14 protein-coding genes are annotated in these 15,508 nt (G+C 63.4%); 7 read left to right on the top strand and 7 right to left on the bottom strand.

Annotated elements, in window-relative coordinates; translation table 11 throughout:
• Positions 1 to 106: 106 nt before the first annotated feature.
• A complete protein-coding gene (locus HOLFODRAFT_RS0207855; protein ID WP_005035378.1) occupies positions 107 to 1,495 on the top strand; it encodes a heparan-alpha-glucosaminide N-acetyltransferase domain-containing protein in 1,389 nt (462 codons plus the stop codon).
• On the top strand, positions 1,492 to 2,742 hold the full coding sequence (locus tag HOLFODRAFT_RS22850) for a hemolysin family protein (RefSeq protein ID WP_148300391.1): 1,251 nt from the start codon (positions 1,492 to 1,494) through the stop codon (positions 2,740 to 2,742). Before HOLFODRAFT_RS0207855 ends, HOLFODRAFT_RS22850 begins: the two co-directional genes overlap by 4 nt.
• Here the strand turns inward: HOLFODRAFT_RS22850 and HOLFODRAFT_RS0207845 are convergent.
• From HOLFODRAFT_RS0207845 to HOLFODRAFT_RS0207830, 4 genes are read right to left on the bottom strand one after another with little or no spacing between them, the layout of a single operon-like run.
• Entirely contained in the window at positions 2,729 to 3,874 is a 1,146-nt protein-coding gene (locus HOLFODRAFT_RS0207845) for a hybrid sensor histidine kinase/response regulator (RefSeq protein ID WP_005035383.1), read from the bottom strand. The genes HOLFODRAFT_RS22850 and HOLFODRAFT_RS0207845 overlap by 14 nt on opposite strands.
• Positions 3,871 to 4,245: a response regulator gene (locus HOLFODRAFT_RS0207840; RefSeq protein ID WP_005035385.1), complete on the bottom strand. Its 375-nt coding sequence runs from the start codon at positions 4,243 to 4,245 to the stop codon at positions 3,871 to 3,873. Before HOLFODRAFT_RS0207840 ends, HOLFODRAFT_RS0207845 begins: the two co-directional genes overlap by 4 nt.
• Positions 4,246 to 4,256: 11 nt before the next feature.
• Positions 4,257 to 6,566 (bottom strand): ATP-binding response regulator, encoded by a 2,310-nt coding sequence (locus HOLFODRAFT_RS20075; protein WP_005035387.1) that lies wholly within the window; start codon positions 6,564 to 6,566, stop codon positions 4,257 to 4,259.
• 13 nt (positions 6,567 to 6,579) lie between these two features.
• Positions 6,580 to 7,125 (bottom strand): YfiR family protein, encoded by a 546-nt coding sequence (locus HOLFODRAFT_RS0207830; RefSeq protein ID WP_005035389.1) that lies wholly within the window; start codon positions 7,123 to 7,125, stop codon positions 6,580 to 6,582.
• Positions 7,126 to 7,418: 293 nt separating this feature from the next.
• Between HOLFODRAFT_RS0207830 and HOLFODRAFT_RS0207825 the strand changes: the two genes are divergently transcribed.
• The 5 genes from HOLFODRAFT_RS0207825 (at position 7,419) to lysS (ending at position 13,326) form a co-directional block, all read left to right on the top strand.
• Positions 7,419 to 8,699, top strand: coding sequence for a glycoside hydrolase family 113 (locus HOLFODRAFT_RS0207825; protein ID WP_005035391.1), 1,281 nt, complete (start codon positions 7,419 to 7,421; stop codon positions 8,697 to 8,699).
• Positions 8,696 to 9,406: a response regulator transcription factor gene (locus HOLFODRAFT_RS22845; RefSeq protein WP_005035392.1), complete on the top strand. Its 711-nt coding sequence runs from the start codon at positions 8,696 to 8,698 to the stop codon at positions 9,404 to 9,406. Before HOLFODRAFT_RS0207825 ends, HOLFODRAFT_RS22845 begins: the two co-directional genes overlap by 4 nt.
• A 101-nt stretch (positions 9,407 to 9,507) precedes the next feature.
• A complete protein-coding gene (locus HOLFODRAFT_RS0207815; RefSeq protein WP_005035394.1) occupies positions 9,508 to 10,746 on the top strand; it encodes a DUF1015 domain-containing protein in 1,239 nt (412 codons plus the stop codon).
• Positions 10,747 to 10,833: 87 nt separating this feature from the next.
• On the top strand, positions 10,834 to 11,718 hold the full coding sequence (locus tag HOLFODRAFT_RS0207810; RefSeq protein ID WP_005035396.1) for an NAD(P)-dependent oxidoreductase: 885 nt from the start codon (positions 10,834 to 10,836) through the stop codon (positions 11,716 to 11,718).
• A 63-nt stretch (positions 11,719 to 11,781) separates the two neighbouring features.
• Positions 11,782 to 13,326, top strand: coding sequence for a lysine--tRNA ligase (lysS, locus tag HOLFODRAFT_RS0207805; RefSeq protein ID WP_005035398.1), 1,545 nt, complete (start codon positions 11,782 to 11,784; stop codon positions 13,324 to 13,326).
• Between the two features lie 120 nt (positions 13,327 to 13,446).
• Here the strand turns inward: lysS and trxA are convergent, their stop codons facing one another.
• The 3 genes from trxA to ribB are packed head-to-tail and all read right to left on the bottom strand — an operon-like array spanning position 13,447 to position 15,339.
• Complete coding sequence (gene trxA, locus HOLFODRAFT_RS0207800; protein ID WP_005035400.1) at positions 13,447 to 13,767, bottom strand: thioredoxin; 321 nt, start codon at positions 13,765 to 13,767, stop codon at positions 13,447 to 13,449.
• Positions 13,768 to 13,783: 16 nt separating this feature from the next.
• On the bottom strand, positions 13,784 to 14,281 hold the full coding sequence (locus HOLFODRAFT_RS20065) for a Crp/Fnr family transcriptional regulator (RefSeq protein WP_005035402.1): 498 nt from the start codon (positions 14,279 to 14,281) through the stop codon (positions 13,784 to 13,786).
• Positions 14,278 to 15,339: a 3,4-dihydroxy-2-butanone-4-phosphate synthase gene (gene ribB / locus HOLFODRAFT_RS0207790; protein WP_005035404.1), complete on the bottom strand. Its 1,062-nt coding sequence runs from the start codon at positions 15,337 to 15,339 to the stop codon at positions 14,278 to 14,280. The genes HOLFODRAFT_RS20065 and ribB overlap by 4 nt, the downstream gene beginning before the upstream one ends.
• Between the last annotated feature and the right edge of the window lie 169 nt (positions 15,340 to 15,508).

The following is a 15,508-nucleotide window of genomic DNA, read 5'->3' as shown; positions in this document are numbered from 1 at the left end:
GGGGATGGTACCATTTCGACGTGTGTCCTGTTACGTCCGACGGGTCGCCAGCCTCCACGGAGTCCCCCCCTCATGTCTGACCCCTCATGCTGATCCGGAGGCTCCGTTGACCTGGAACGACCTGACGCCCTCGCGGCGCTGTGAATGGATTGACCTGCTCCGTGGGTGGGCTGTGATCGTCATGATCGAAGTCCATGTCGTGAACGTCTACCTTCACAAGGGAATGACCCCTGAGTGGCTTAACTACCTGAACGGCCTTGTGGCCCCCAGCTTCATCCTCTGCGCGGGATACAGCCTGGTCCTCTCCACCTTCAGGCCCGACGGCAGCATCCGGCCCTTCTGGCCCACCGCTAAGCGCCTGGGATTCATCCTGATCTGCGCCTACGCCCTCCACGCCCCCGGGCTCACCCTGGCCGAGTGGACGGTGCTCATCTGGCCCCAGCGGCTCCGGGAACTCTTCAAGATCGATGTGCTCCAGTGCATCGTGTTCTCCCTCCTCATCCTCCAGGGCCTGGCCCGGGCCATCCGGAAGCCCGGGGCCTACGCCCTCGCGGCCTTGGCGCTGGCCATCGGCGCCGCCTGGGCGGCACCCCACCTCTGGCGGCATGGCGTGGCCGAAGGGCTCTGGCTGCCCATCCGGGGGCTGATCAACGGGAATCCGGATCGCGGGGTGACGGCCCTCTTTCCCCTCTTTCCCTGGTTCTCCTTCGCCGCCTTCGGGTCGGTGCTGGGGGCGCTCTATCGTCACTTCCGGGTCATGCCCCGGGAGGGATTGGCCCGCTGGAGCGAATCCCAGTGGCTGAGCTTCCTGGCGGGTCTGGGGCTGGTCCTGCTGGTCTGGGGCTCCCTCTACGCCCGCACCTGGCTCTGGAGTGGCACCTGGCCTGCCGAAGACGCCTGGCGGCTCCACAACACGACCCTGCCCAGCGTGGCCCAGCGTATCGGGCTCGTGTGTCTGGCCGGGGCCTTCCTGGGCTGGTTCGAGCGGGTGCGCCCCCGGTTCCCGGGGCCGAATCTTGTGATGGCGGCGGGAATGGAATCGCTGCTGCTTTACATGCTGCACCTGAACCTGGTCTTCGGGCTGATGCTGGCCGCGCCGATCCGGCGCCTTACGGGGTGGGAGTGGTACGCCCTGGGTTGGGGCGGCACCCTGGGGCTCACGGTGCTGGTTATCGGCTTGAGCCTCCTCGCGGCCTGGGGCTGGCAGCGGGTCCGCCGGGCCGGGGATCTGGCCTGGAAGATCCAGCGGGTGGGGCTCTGGCTCCTGGGGATCTATTTCATCGCCGGGGGGTGGATGACCTACGCCTACTTCCGGCGGAGTCCGGAAATGGCCAAGGAACCCTATCCCTTCCTGAATGAGGCCCGGGTCCGGAAGGGCCTGCCTCCCACCCCGGACGGCCTCAGTCACGACCCCCGGGAAGTGGCCCGGGAAAAGGCTCGGCGGGGGAGGAAACTGAGTGATGAAGACAAGCGCCTGATAGAATCGGCCCCGTGAGCGACCCTGCCAGTAGTCCCCTATCCTCTCTTTTGATGGCCCTCCTGGCCCTCGTTCTGGTCTACCGTGCCCTCATGGCGATTCTGCGGGAGGCTTTCCACGCACTGCCTTCCATTCAGCGCCGTCGGCTGCTGGAGGAGGAGGCGGTCCTCAATCCCCTGCTCGCCCAGCTCCTGGAGCGTTCCCACGCCCTGGGGCTCGGCATCACCCTGGTGAATCAGGGGCTCCTGGTGCTTCTCCTGGTCCTGGTCTGGCCGATCTCCTTCTGGATACGGGGGGGCGTCTGGAGCCTTGGGTTCCTGGTCCTGGTCTACCTCTGGAGCATGGACTTGGCTCTTCCCGCCCTCCTGGTGGCCCGGGAGCCCGCCCCCTGGCTGATGCGGATCTTCCCCTTCTACGCGCCGGTCCATCGGCTTCTGGCTCCCTTGGTGGTGCCTCTGGCCCGCCACGTCGAACGGCGGCGGGAGGCCCAGGAGAAGGTCCGGGACGAGGAGGATGAGGGGGTCACTGACGACGCCGTGACGGCGCTGCTGGAGGAGGGCGAGGCCGAAGGCATCCTGGAGGAGGATGACCGGGAGCTGATCCGCAACGTGGTGGGCTTCGGCGATACCGTGGTGCGGGAGGTGATGACGCCCCGCACCCTCATCCAGGCCATCTCCGACGAAGCCGGCCCGGACGAAGTTTGGGCGGCCTTCCGAACCGGTCGCCACTCCCGCCTCCCGGTCTTCCGGGGCACCATCGATCACATGGTCGGGATTCTGCTCCTCAAGGACCTCATCCAGGGGAATCCCGGGGAGCCCATGGATCTCCACCAGTTGGCCAAGACACCCATGTTCGTGCCGGAAAGCAAGCCCACCGTCGAGCTCCTTCGGGAACTCCAGCGGGTCCGGAGCCAGATGGCCCTGGTGGTGGACGAGTTCGGAAGTGTTTCCGGCCTGGTGACGGTGGAGGACCTGCTGGAGGAAGTGGTGGGGGAGATCGGGGAAGAGCACGAGGGCTGTTCCGAGATCCAGGCCCTGTCGGCCGATGAGTTCCTCGTTTCCGGCCAGGTCCACATGGAGGACCTGGAGGAACACCTGGGCCTCTCCTGGGCACGGGAGGGCTTCGACACCGTGGCGGGCCTGATCATGGCCCGCCTGGGACACATCCCCAAGCCCGAGGAGCGCCTGGAACTGGACGGAGCGTGTTTTACGGTGCTGCGGATGGAGGGCCCCCGGGTGCTCCAGGTGCGGATCAGAAAACTCTGATCCCCGGCAGGTCCACCAGGAAGCTGGCGCCCTGGCCCGGTTCGCTTTCGATCTCGATGTGGCCTCCGTGGAGTTCCACCATCTGCTTGACGATGGAAAGCCCCAGGCCCGTCGAGGATTCCCCCCCGGTGGGCTGGGCCGAAAGGCGCTGATACATCCCGAAGGCGTGGTTCCTGTCCTCCTCGGTGAGGCCCGGTCCCTGGTCCTTCACCCTGACGCGGATCCAGGCCCCCTCACGCTGCATGATCAGTTCCACCCGGGACTGGAAGGGCGAGAACTTGATGGCGTTGTTGACCAGGTTGTCCAGGGCCTCCCGGATCCGGATATCGTCCGCCTCCACCATCCAGTCCCCGGGGGTGTCCACTTGGTGCATCAGTTCGATGTGCTTGGATTCGGCGTAGGACAGGTTCTCCTCCACGATGGTGCGGGTGAGTTCCAGAAGATCCACCGGGTGCTTGTGCAGGATCAGATGCCCTGCCTCCATGGCGGCTGAATCCAGCAGGGCCTGGAGGATTCCTAGCATCTTCTCCACGGAGCCTCGGATCCGCTGGGTGGCCTTCCGCTGGATGGAGGGCTGGGCAGGCGATTCCCCCAGGTCCCCCAGCTGGTCCACCAGCAGCATGAGGGTGGTCAGGGGATTCTTGAGGTCATGGGCGGCGATGGCGAGGAGGCGGCTCTTCAGGAGGTTCACCCGGCGCAGCTCTTCGTTGGAGGCCTGGAGGCGGGTTATGAAGTCACGTTCCCGGTCCTGGAGATGTTTCCGCCGCAGGCAGGCCGAGAGGCGTGATCGGAGCATGAGGCGGTCGATGGGCTTGGTCAGGTAGTCATCGGCCCCCATCTCAATGCAATGGCGCACCGCCTGTCCCTGGTCCAGGGCTGAGACCATGAGCACCGGTATATCGCGGGTTCCGGGATCCTGCTTGAGGACTCCCAGGGTCTCGATGCCGTCCATTCCGGGCATCATGACGTCCAGGAGAATGGTGTCGAAGAGGCCCGAATTGGCTTTCTGAACGGCCTCGTTCCCTTCGCAGGCGGTTTCGGAGCTGAGCCCCTCCCGTTCCAGGAGGCGGGCCAGGGCTTCCCGATTGGTCTCCAGGTCGTCCACGATGAGGATGTGTCCCTCAAGGCTCATGGCTTCACCTGCTTGAGGTGCTTCTCGATCTTCTCCAGTAGCCGGGGGAAGTCCACGGGCTTGGTCTCGTAGTCGGTGCACCCGGCTGCCATGGCCTTGTCCCGGTCGCTGGCCATGGCGTGGGCCGTCAGGGCGATGATGGGCAGATGGGCGCAGGCGCTCTGTGCCCGGAGGTGCTGCGTAGCCTCGTTTCCATCCATCTTCGGAAGGCTTATGTCCATCAGGATGAGGTCCGGGGCCAGTTCCAGGGTCATCTGGATGGCCGATTCCCCATCTTCGGCGAAGAATAGCTCGTAGCCGCGGCGTTTCAGGAGACGGGAGAGGACATCCCGGTTCATTTCATTGTCTTCCACCAGCAGGATCTTGGCCATGTCACACCCTCTCAGACTTCCGCGCCGGGTTTGAGCCAGCGCAGGGCAATGGATCTCACGGCTTCCACGAGCTCGTCCTTGGAACAGGCCCCTTTCCGGAAGACGTGGTGGATCTGGTCCACCTCCAGCCGCTTCAGGTCCTCTGGGGTGAGATCCTTGGCGGTGAGGACGATGATGGGGATTTCCCGCCAGTCCTGGTGGTTCTGCAGCTCCGTGAGGAGCTGGAAGCCGTCCATCTCCGGCAGCATGAGGTCCAGGATGATCAGCTTGGGCCGTTCGAACTGGATCAGCTCCAGGGCCTCCTGTCCGTTCATGGCCTTCCGGGACTCCCATCCCCCTTCGGTAATGATGCGATGGAGCACATCCTGGGTGGCGGCATCATCCTCCACCACCAGGATCGGGGCCTCGCTCTGGCCGGTTTCGACACTGGCGATGACCGCCAGGAGGTCTTCCTTGGACACGGGCTTCTGGACCACGGCCGAGGCTCCCAGCGCATAGCCCTTGCTGCGTCCATCCAGCATGGTGAGGATGACGACGGGAATGTTCTTCAGGTCCAGGTCGGCCTTGAGCTTGCCGAGCACCTGCCAGCCATCCATGCCGGGCATGGCGATATCCAGGGTGATGACGTGGGGGCGCAGGACCTTGGCCATCTGGATGCCTTCCTCACCATCGGAGGCCATGGCCACCCAGAAGCCCTCCTTGGTCAGCATCCGGGACACGGCCTCCCGCAGGGAGGGATCGTCGTCAATGATGAGGATCTTGCCCCGGTGCAGGCTGGGCTGCTGGGTCGGCACGAACTTGCCAGTGGGCTTGACCGGTGCCGGGGTGTTGCGGGGGATGCGCACGATGAAGGTAGAGCCTTCGCCGGGTCTGCTGACGACCGAAATGGAACCCCCCAGGAGTTCCGTGAACTTCCGGCAGAGGGTCAGGCCCAGCCCCGTGCCGCCAAATCGGCGGGTGGTGGAATCATCCGCCTGGGTGAATTCCTGGAAGATCCTGGTGGCCTGGTCCTCGGTCATGCCGATGCCGGTATCCGAGACCGTGAACTGTACGAAGGCTGGATCCCTGTCGGGCAGGACCTGCAGCCGGATCTCGCCGTCCTGGGTGAACTTGGCTGCATTGCTCAGGAGGTTGAAGATAGTCTGGCGGAGCATTTTCATATCGGAACGGATGCTTTCAATGGCGGGATCCGCCTCGACCTTGAAGCTGTTCCGGTTCTTGGTGACCAGGGGTTCGACCGTGGCCACCACATCCGTGAGGATTGAGGGGATGTGGCACTCCTCGATGTAGGCGGTCATGCGGCCCGCCTCGATCTTGGAGAGGTCCAGGATCTCGTCGATGAGGGACAGGAGGTGCTTGCCAGCCCCCCGGATCTTTTCCAGGTCCGGGACCACGTCCTGCATCCCCCGCTCCTCCATTTCGTCTGATACGAGTTCGCTGTAGAGGAGAATCGCATTCAGGGGTGTCCGCAGTTCGTGGCTCATGTTGGCGAGGAAGGCGCTCTTGGCCCGGCTGGCCTCCTCGGCCCGTTCCTTGGCGATGAGGAGCTGGGTGTTGACCCGCAGGAGCTGCTCGGAGCGCTGGGCCACCTGCTCCTCCAGGCTGCCCTGGTAGCCCAGGAGCTGGGCGTCACGGGCCTGGATCTGTGTGAGCATATCGTTGAGGGATTCGGTCAGCACACCCAGTTCACCTCCCTCATGCTGCTCCAGTCGGATGCTGTAGTCCTTTGCCTCGGTGATCCGGCGGGCGGATTCCGAGAGCTGGAGGATGGGGCTGAAGATCCTCTTCTTCATCCAAAGGGATGCCAGGAAGACCAGGGAGAAAAGGACCAGGGTGGCGATGGAGATGGGGACCACCGCCCACATGAGACGTTGGCGGATCTCCTCCAGATCGCTCTGGATGCAGACCATGCCCAAAATCCGCCCGTTCTTTTCCACCTTGCGGAAGATTCGCAGGCTGTTGGCCTGGAATTCAATGTGATCGGCCTGGGGACTGACGGGCATGCTGGCGCGAGGTGCGGTACTCGGGTACGCCGCAAAAACGTTTCCAGTGCTGTCATACACCGCCGCGAACTGAATCCGCTTGTTGGATGAGAGGGTGTTGAGAGTCTTTTCTGCCGCGCTCTGCACACCGAATTCCAGGTCTGCGTCCACGCTGCTGGCCAGGGTCCTCGCCTGCGTGATGAGGTTCTCCTGCAGGGCCTGCCTCAGGGCTTGGCGCTCATAGATCAGGAAGATCCCGTAGCTGCCCAGGATGGTCAGGCCCGTGATGAAGAGCATCAGGAGGGTCAGGCGCTGCTTTACCGAGTGGTTCGTGAGCATGCATGCCTCCAGGCTATTCCACGATCCGGGCCAGCTTGAGGACATGGGAGCTCATCTCCATGGCGCTGGTCTTGAGGGCGTTCTGATTGATTTCGAAGAGAACACGGTTCTGACTGAGGAAGAGATTGACCATCACCCCCTTGTGGGCAAACCCGGGAGTATCCCCGATGGTCAAGACAGGCTTGCCGCGCAACACCGCCAGCGTTTCGGCCAGGCGGTGGCTTTCTGAGGCGGAGATGAAGATGATATGGCAGTTCCTGGCCTCGCTGGGCTGGCGGAGGAGAACCAGTTCGATCCGGTACCCATGGATTCGGTAGTTGGTTTCGAGCTCCTTCACGAAGGGCTCGAAGGGGGCTGTGCCCAGGATTCCGAGGCGTATCGGCTCATCCTTGCTCTTCGGCAGGGCATAGGCAGGCCATGTGGTGTATTCCGCCAGTGTGGTGACATAGCGCGTCTTGATCTGATACTCCGGGGATCTTGGGGCCTGGGCCTCCCCCCAGGCACAGAACGCCCCCAGCGTGACCGCTGCCGGGAGGGCGATGAGGGGTGACGCTCGCATCAGGGGATGGCCTCTCAGGAGGCTATCGACGCCAGTGTGCCCCGCCTTGAAATATCCGGAGCAATCGCCATGCAAGCGGGGCACCCTTCCATCGGGGCATGGCCCCTCTGGCGAAAATGCACGCAGTGCGTGCATTTTCTGTCACCCCTATGGGGGCACTGACATGCCCCCATACCCCTGTCTCGTGGTGCCCGGCAGTGCTTCAGAATGTTCGGTTGGTTCCCGTGGGCACCACTGTGTGCCCCGCCTGAAATAGAGACACTCGCGATAGAGTGGAAGGGTCTGGAAGGCCAATGTTTCGAAAGCTCGTGATCGTCATCGCTCTGCTGGTGCTGCCCCTGGTAATGGGGGTGTTGCGCCATAAGGAAACGCATCGTCTGGTGCCTCAGCCCCGGGGCATGGTCCTGGGCTTGTACGCCGGGCTGCCCGACTACGACTACCGGGAGGAACTGGAGCGCATCGCCGCTTCCGGTGCCACCTGCGTCACCCTCCAGGCCATCTACCGCATGGAGCGGTACGACAGCGTGGAGGTGGTGCGTCACCCCACCAGCAGCCCCACGGAGCGGAGCCTCCGGATGACCTTTCAGCAGGCTCGGCGCCTGGGGCTCCGCATGATGTTCTTCCCCACCATCAACCTCCGGGATGAAGCGGACAACGCCACGTGGTGGCGGGGCAACATTAAGCCCCGGGACTGGGACCTCTGGTGGCGGAACTACACGGCCTTCAATGTCGAGATGGCCCGCCTGGCCCAGGAGGGCGGCGTCGAGTGGTACAGCGTGGGCACCGAGATGGGCAGCACCCATCCCTTCCCGGATCAGTGGCGGAACCTGGTTTCCGAGGTCCGGAAGGTCTTCCGGGGCAAGATCACTTACAGCGTCAACTTCGACAGCCACGACACCTTCGCCTTCGGTGACTGCCTGGACGTGATCGGCATGAACACCTACGATCCCATTGCCAAGCTCGACGACTATCCCAGCGAGGAGCAGATCCGCAACGCCTGGTGGTGGATCGTCTACAAGGCCAGGACCCTCTCGAAGCGCTTCGAAGACGCCAGGGGCCCCAAGCCCGTCATGATCACGGAGATCGGCTATCCCAGCGTGGCCCACGCCCATGTGGGTCCCTGGGATTTCCGCACGGACAAACCCGCAGACCCGGGGCTCCAGGACCATCTGATGAAGGGAGCCCTTGATGTGCTCCGCAACTGGAGTGATGGCGAGGCGGTCTTCTACTACCTCTACGGGGAGAACCTGAACCAGAAGCCCATCGGTGGCATGGCGGACCGCACTTACGCTCCCTGGGGCAAGCCCGTGGAGCAGACCCTGAAGAACTATTTCGCCCTCCCCATTTTCGAAGGGCATATCCCCCCCAGGCCTGAGAACCTTCAGGAGGCCATGGTGCAGACCCTGGTGAGCCATCACCGGAAGGTCCGGGACTACGAGGATGCGGTGCTGCCCGCCTGGGTCGTTGACTGGGAGCGGAGCCACCCGGAGGATGCCCGTCAGGCCCAGGCCACCCTGGCCACCGAGCCTGCGCCCAAGCACAAGATCCCCAAGGGACGGGAGGGGCGTTCATGAAGACCGTTCTGCTGGTGGAGGACGAAGCCACCACTCTGCGCTTCTACCAGACCGGTCTCCGGGGGCTTCAGGGGTGGCGGCTCCTGGGAGCCGAGAATGGCCGAAAGGCGCTGGAATCGATGCGCCGGGAATCCGTGGATGTCCTGGTGACGGATCTCCAGATGCCGATTCTGGATGGCTTCGGCCTCATCGCCGAGGTCCATGCCCGCTATCCTTCCGTTCCCATCATCGTCTTGACCTCCCTGCCGGAGGGGCTTTCCTTCGACCGGGCCAGGGAACTGGGGGCTTTCAAAGTGCTCTCCAAGCCTGTGCGGCTGTCCTCCCTGATGGAGGAGATCCGCGGCTTGGGAGAGCGGGAAGCCGAGGGTAAGGTCCGGGGGCTCAATATCGGGAGCCTGCTCCAGCTCATGAACTGGGAGCTCAAGACCTCGACCCTCACCGTGAAGTGCGAAGGGCGCATCGGCGTGCTCTACGTGCGGGGGGGCAAGCTCGTCCACGCGACCTGCGCGGAATTCGAGGGGCTGGAGGCTGCCTACCAGATCCTCTGCTGGCCGAAGCCTGAAGTGGAGTTCGTGGATACCTGCCGGGTGGGATCCAGCATCGAACTTCCCATACCCGAGATCCTCATGAATGCCGCACTCCTCCAGGACACGCAGAAGATGGCCCCGGAACCAGAAAAAAGAGATCCCTGGGCTTCCGGGAACTGAAACCCTGCTTCCCATACGGGGGGGTCTGGTGGACAATGCCCGAAGATTCCTCTATCGCCCTGTCGGGGCTCAACCTTTACGTTCTCTGATGGAAGGGATGTATGTCGCAGATCAAGCCTTTCAGGGCCTATCGCCCCAAAATGGGTCTCGCCGCCAAGGTCGCTTCAGTGCCCTACGATGTCATCAATACCCAGGAGGCCCGACAGCTGTCCGCCGGCAATCCCTTTTCCTTCCTTCGGGTGGGCCGCCCGGAGGTGGATCTGCCCGAAGGGGTCGACGAGCATAGCGATGCCGTCTACGCCAAGGGGGCCGAGAACCTGCACCGGTTCATCACCGAGGGCACCCTGATTCATGAAGACAAGCCTTGCCTCTACGTCTACCAGCAGAAGGCGGACGATCACGTGCAGACGGGTCTGGTGGCTCTCTGTTCTGTGAAGGAATACGAGGATGGCTTCATCAAGAAGCACGAACTCACCCGCAAGGACAAGGAAGACGATCGCACCCGCCACGTCACGGAGCAAAACGCCAACGCCGAACCTGTCTTCCTGACCTACCGGTCAGTCCCCTACATCGATGGCATCGTGGACAAGGTGCGGGATACCGCCCCGCTTTACGACATCGTGACTGCCGATGGCATCGGGCACACCGTCTGGTGCATCTCGGACGAGACCGTGATCTACGCCCTGTCCCATCTTTTTGATGGTATTGATAATTTATATATCGCAGACGGACACCACCGCACCGCCGCCGCCATTCGCTACAGCCAGGCCAAGCGGCTCATAACCGCCGGGGCCACAGGCGCAGAGCCCTTCGAAAGCTTCATGGCCGTCGTCTTCCCACACGATCAGCTCCGGATCATGGATTACAACCGGATCGTGAAGGACCTCAACGGCCTCACCCCAGAAGCCTTCCTGGCCAAGGTGGCCCAGGTCTTCAATGTCTCCGAAACGCGGCGTTCCAAGCCCGAGGATCCCCGGACCTTCGGAATGTACCTGGGCGGCAAGTGGTACCGCCTGGAGGCCAAGGTGGGCAGCTTCCCCGCCACGGACCCCATCAGGGGCCTCGACGTGAGCATCCTCCAGGACAACCTCCTGGGGCCCATCCTGGGCATCACCGACCCCCGCACCGACTCCCGCATCGATTTCGTGGGCGGCATCCGGGGCATGGGGGAACTGGAACGGCGGGTCAACGAGGGTGCGGCCGTGGCCTTCTCCCTCTATCCCACCTCCATCGAGCAGCTCATGTCCGTGGCGGATGCTGGCCAGATCATGCCCCCCAAGTCCACCTGGTTCGAGCCCAAGCTCCGTTCCGGCCTGCTGCTGAGGCTTTACGAAGACTGATCAAAGTCTGGCACTCTCCCGAAGGGGGAGCATCTTAGGGGCGTGTCCTGCTCTCAGGGCACGCCCCTGAGGCGTCTGGAGGGTGCCATGAAGATCCTGCTCGCTGACCCTTTCACCCCCGAGCTTCCCGCCCGCCTGGCGGCCTTTGGGGAGCTGAGCGAGGATCTCGGGGAGCTTGGAGACGCCGAGGTGCTGGTGGTGCGATCGCGGACCCGGGTGAATGAGGCTCTGCTCGCGCGGGCCCCCGGGCTCCGCCTTGTGCTCCGGGGCGGAGTCGGTATCGACAACATCGATCTCAGGGCCTGCGAAGCGAGGCACATCCAGGTGCTGAACACGCCGAAGGCCTCCAGCATTGCGGTTGCCGAACTGACGATGGCCTTCATGCTGGCGGTCACAACCCGGCTGGTTGAGGCCCACAATGCCATGCGGGAAGGGCGCTTCCCCAAGAAGGAACTCCTGCGGACCGAGCTCTACGGGAAGACCCTCGGGCTTCTGGGGGTGGGCAATGTCGCCACCGAAGTCGCACGCCGGGCCTTGGCCTTTGGGATGAGCGTCCTGGGCTACGACCCCAATCTCTGCGAGCACCCTCTGGTCCCCCTCGCCCGAAGCCTGGACGAACTGCTATCCCAATGCGATGTGGTGAGCATCCACCTGCCGCCCACACCGGGCACCCGTGGGTTCATCCAGGCCAGGGTCCTGGCGCGCATGAAGGACGGGGCCATCCTCATCAATACGGCCCGCAGTCAATGCGTGGTGGAGCAGGATCTGGCAGACGCCCTGGGAACCGGGAAGCTCCGCGCATATTGCACGGATGTCTATTCCACGGAGCCCCCGCAGCCGGACTCCCCGATCCTGAAGGCGCCGAATGTCTACCTCACCCCTCACATCGGAGCCAATACGGGAGAGAGCCTGGACCGCATCGGAGACGTCCTGGTGGCCATCCTCCAGGACTATGTCTCCAGGAAGGAATGAGCGTCATTCGCTCTCCTCTTGGTAGACTGTTGGATTCGCGGCATTCGCCTCGCTGGAGAGCCCATGGAGTCCAATCAGTACCGCCAAGTCCGCATTGAAAAGCTGGAAAAGCTGAAGGCGCTTGGGTTCGATCCCTATCCCGCCAAGGCGAAGCGGACCCACGGGGTCCCCCAGGTGGTGGCGGAGTTTGGCGATCGGACCCCTGAGCAGTTGGAGGCTGAGCCCCAGGTATTGAGCGTCATGGGGCGCATCCTGGCCATCCGGGAGATGGGCAAGAGTGTCTTCGCCCACATCGCTGAGGGGGGGCAGAGGCTCCAGGTCTACTTCAAGAAGAACGACCTGGATGAGGCGGACGCCCGCTTCTGGGATGCCCTCAAGCTCTTCGATCTCGGGGACTTCATCAGCGTCACCGGCTCCCTCATGCGCACCAAGACCGGTGAACTGAGCGTCCGGGCCCAGGATATCCAGTTCCTCACCAAGGCCCTGCTGCCCCTGCCAGAGAAGTGGCACGGCCTCCAGGACAAGGAGCAGCGCATCCGTCAGCGCTACCTGGACCTGGCCACCAACGCTGAGGTCATGGACACCTTCCAGAAGCGCAGCCGCATTCTGGCCACCCTTCGCAGCTACATGGTCTCCCAGGGCTTCCTGGAGGTCGAGACCCCCATGATGCAGCCCATCCCCGGCGGGGCCACGGCCCGGCCCTTCGTGACCCATCACAACGCCCTGGATATCGACCTCTACCTGCGCATCGCCCCGGAACTCTACCTCAAGCGCCTCATCGTGGGCGGCTTCGAGCGGGTCTTCGAGGTCAACCGCAGCTTCCGTAACGAAGGCATCAGCCAGCGCCACAACCCCGAGTTCACCATGATGGAGAGCTACGCCGCCGGGGACGACCTGCGCGATGTGATGCGCCTGACCGAGAACCTCTTCAACACCCTCGCCAAGGAGGTCATGGGGGCCGAGGAGCTTCCCTACGGTGAGCTCGAGGACGGCAGCCCCCGCATGATCAGCTATGCTGTGCCCTTCCGCCGCCTGCCCCTCAAGGACGCCATCGCCCAGTACGGAAACATCGACCGGGCCCGCCTGGAGGATCCCGCCGAGATCGTCAAGCTGGCCAAGGAGGCCCATGTCGAGGACCTGGACCGCAAGCTGCCGGGCCACCTCCTGGGCGACCTCTTCGAGCACTACGCCGAGAAACAGCTGATCCAGCCCACCTTCATCACGGACTACCCCGTGGAGATGAGCCCCCTCACCAAGGAACTGCCGGACCAGCCGGGCTTCGTAGATCGCTTCGAACTCTTCGTCGCAGGCATGGAACTTTCCAATGCCTACTCCGAGCTCAACGATCCCATCGTTCAGTTGGAGCGCTTCCAGGCCCAGATCGCCGAGCGGGAGGCTGGCAACGACGAGGCCATGATGCTGGACCAGGACTTCATCGACTCCCTGGAGCACGGCTTCCCCCCCTGCGGCGGCCTGGGGGTAGGCATCGATCGTACCGTCATGCTCATGACCAACAATCAGAGCATCCGCGACGTCATCCTCTTCCCGGCCATGCGCCCCATCAAGCCCGGCGTGGCCGAGCAGGTCTCGCGCGAGGCTGCGGAATAAAAAGAGGGCTCACGCGGAGACGCGGAGGGCGCGGAGTTAAACAAGAAAAACCCCCGGATGGTCCCGGGGGTTTTCTCTTTCTCCGCGCTCTCCGCGTCTCCGCGTGAGCCAGGTTTTTTCCTACAGCGCCGACTCGATCAGGGCCTTGAGGTTGGCCTTGGGCTGGCCGCCGACCTTCTGGTTGACCTTCTCGCCGTTCTTGAAGAGGAGCAGGGTGGGGATGGACTGGATGCCGTACTGGCTCGCCACCCCGGGGTTGTCGTCCACGTTGATCTTGACGATCCTGGCCTTGCCCTGGAATTCAGAGGCCAGTTCATCCAGGAAGGGCGCGATCTGGCGGCAGGGGCCGCACCAGGGGGCCCAGAAGTCCACCAGGGTCACACCCTGGGCAATCTCAGCGGGGAACTCGGCGTCAGAGATGTGTTTGACGAGATCAGACATGGGATACCTCAATGATTCAGGGGAGTGGAATGAGCTGGTTGGAGAGACCACCGCCCCCCCATTGGGCGATGGTGAAGATGCTCATGTAGCGGTCGTTGGTTTCCCTCAGTCGCTGGGTCAGGACTTCGCAGAGGGCGAAAAGGACCTTGAGGGCGATCTGGTGGTGGGTTTCGATGAGGGCCCGGAGATCCTTGAGGGGGATGAAGAACAGGTCGCAGGTCTCGTTGGCGATGGCGCTGGCGGCCCGAGGCATGTAGTCGATGAGGGCCATTTCGCCGAAGAAGGCGTTGGGCTCCAGCACCGCCAGCGCCTCTTCCCCGGTGGCCGACTGTCGGGAGATTCGGACGGTGCCCTTTATGACGATGAACATGCCATCGCCAGGATCCCCTTCCCGGAAGATGACTTCGTCGGGCTGATAGGTGTGGACCTGACCAATGATCAGAACCTGGGCACGCTCGGTCTCGTCCAGGTTCCGAAACAGCAGGGAGTCGGTCAGGAATGATGTGTTGATCAAGGGAGATCCATGAGAACTTGCTCAACAATATCGAGGTCGAAGCCTTTGAGTCCAATGTACTTTTTGCTGTGGCGGGTGAGCAGCCTCATCCTCTGGATGCCAAGATGACGCAGGATCTGGGATCCGGTGCCCACTTCGCGATCACTCAGATAGGATTCCGCAACCGCTTCGCTGTTCCGGCGCAGGTAGACCAGGGTGCCGCCCTCCTTTGCGATGGCGGTCATGGCCGCATGGAAGGGGGAGTTGTCGGAACCGCCGAGCCCCGCCAGATCCTCCGGGAGCGATTCCAGGTGGACCCTGACCAGGGGGGCCATACCGTTGCCGGGATCGGGGAAGGTGAAGGCGAAGTGGTCCGTGCCATCCAGCAGGCTCTTGTAGCGGTGGACCGTGGCCTGGCCCCACAGGGTCATCATGGGTTGGCTGTGGAGGTGGCGCACGATGGGATCCTTGCGCAGGCGATAGGCCACCAGATCGGCCACGGTCACCAGGAGCAGGCCGTGCTGCTGGCAGAAGGGCACCAGATCCGGCACCCGGGCCATGGTTCCATCGTCCTTCATGATTTCGCAGATGACGCCCGAGGGATGAAGGCCAGCCAGACGGGCGAGATCCACCGAGGCCTCGGTCTGGCCCGTGCGGGTCAGGACGCCGCCGGAGCGGGCTCGCAGGGGGAACATGTGGCCGGGTTTCACGAAGTCCGAGGGCTTGGCCGTGGGGTCGATGAGTTTCTTGATGGTCTGGGCCCGGTCTCCGGCGCTGATCCCGGTGCTGGTGCCCTCCCGGGCCTCCACTGTGATGCAGAAGGCGGTCTCGAAGGGGCTGGAGTTATCCTGCACCATCAGGGGGATGTGGAGGTGGTCGAGGCGCTCCCCTTCCATGGCCACGCAGATGAGGCCGCGGCCGAAGGTCGCCATGAAGGCGATGGCTTCGGGGGTGATGTGCTGAGCGGCGAGGGTCAGATCCCCCTCGTTCTCGCGGTCCTCGTCATCGATGACCACCACCATCCGGCCCTTGCGGATCTCTTCAATGGCCTCTTCGATGGTCGCAAAGGGTGTGCTCATGGAAACCTCGGAATGGGCGCCCCGTGACCGGAGGCACCTTTCAGCATCCTCCATCCCAGCTCGACTGGGAAGAGTCCCACAATCACTCATCAGGTCATGATAGGATTCAGCGCAGCACAAATGCGGATTGGAGAGGGATTTCGATGTCCCAAGGTCTCATTCAAGGTTC

It is taken from the genome of Holophaga foetida DSM 6591, from assembly GCF_000242615.2.
GTDB classification, from domain to species: Bacteria; Acidobacteriota; Holophagae; order Holophagales; family Holophagaceae; genus Holophaga; species Holophaga foetida.
This window is presented reverse-complemented; position numbering and strand designations above follow the sequence as displayed.

Bases quoted from the DNA above. Each gene is read 5' to 3' on its own strand.
- HOLFODRAFT_RS0207845 (WP_005035383.1), bottom strand. From the start codon at position 3,874: ATGAGCCTTGAGGGACACATCCTCATCGTGGACGACCTGGAGACCAAT.
- HOLFODRAFT_RS0207840 (WP_005035385.1), bottom strand. From the start codon at position 4,245: ATGGCCAAGATCCTGCTGGTGGAAGACAATGAAATGAACCGGGATGTC.
- HOLFODRAFT_RS20075 (WP_005035387.1), bottom strand. From the start codon at position 6,566: ATGCTCACGAACCACTCGGTAAAGCAGCGCCTGACCCTCCTGATGCTC.
- HOLFODRAFT_RS0207830 (WP_005035389.1), bottom strand. From the start codon at position 7,125: ATGCGAGCGTCACCCCTCATCGCCCTCCCGGCAGCGGTCACGCTGGGG.
- HOLFODRAFT_RS0207825 (WP_005035391.1), top strand. From the start codon at position 7,419: ATGTTTCGAAAGCTCGTGATCGTCATCGCTCTGCTGGTGCTGCCCCTG.
- HOLFODRAFT_RS22845 (WP_005035392.1), top strand. From the start codon at position 8,696: ATGAAGACCGTTCTGCTGGTGGAGGACGAAGCCACCACTCTGCGCTTC.
- HOLFODRAFT_RS0207815 (WP_005035394.1), top strand. From the start codon at position 9,508: ATGTCGCAGATCAAGCCTTTCAGGGCCTATCGCCCCAAAATGGGTCTC.
- HOLFODRAFT_RS0207810 (WP_005035396.1), top strand. From the start codon at position 10,834: ATGAAGATCCTGCTCGCTGACCCTTTCACCCCCGAGCTTCCCGCCCGC.
- lysS (WP_005035398.1), top strand. From the start codon at position 11,782: ATGGAGTCCAATCAGTACCGCCAAGTCCGCATTGAAAAGCTGGAAAAG.
- trxA (WP_005035400.1), bottom strand. From the start codon at position 13,767: ATGTCTGATCTCGTCAAACACATCTCTGACGCCGAGTTCCCCGCTGAG.
- ribB (WP_005035404.1), bottom strand. From the start codon at position 15,339: ATGAGCACACCCTTTGCGACCATCGAAGAGGCCATTGAAGAGATCCGC.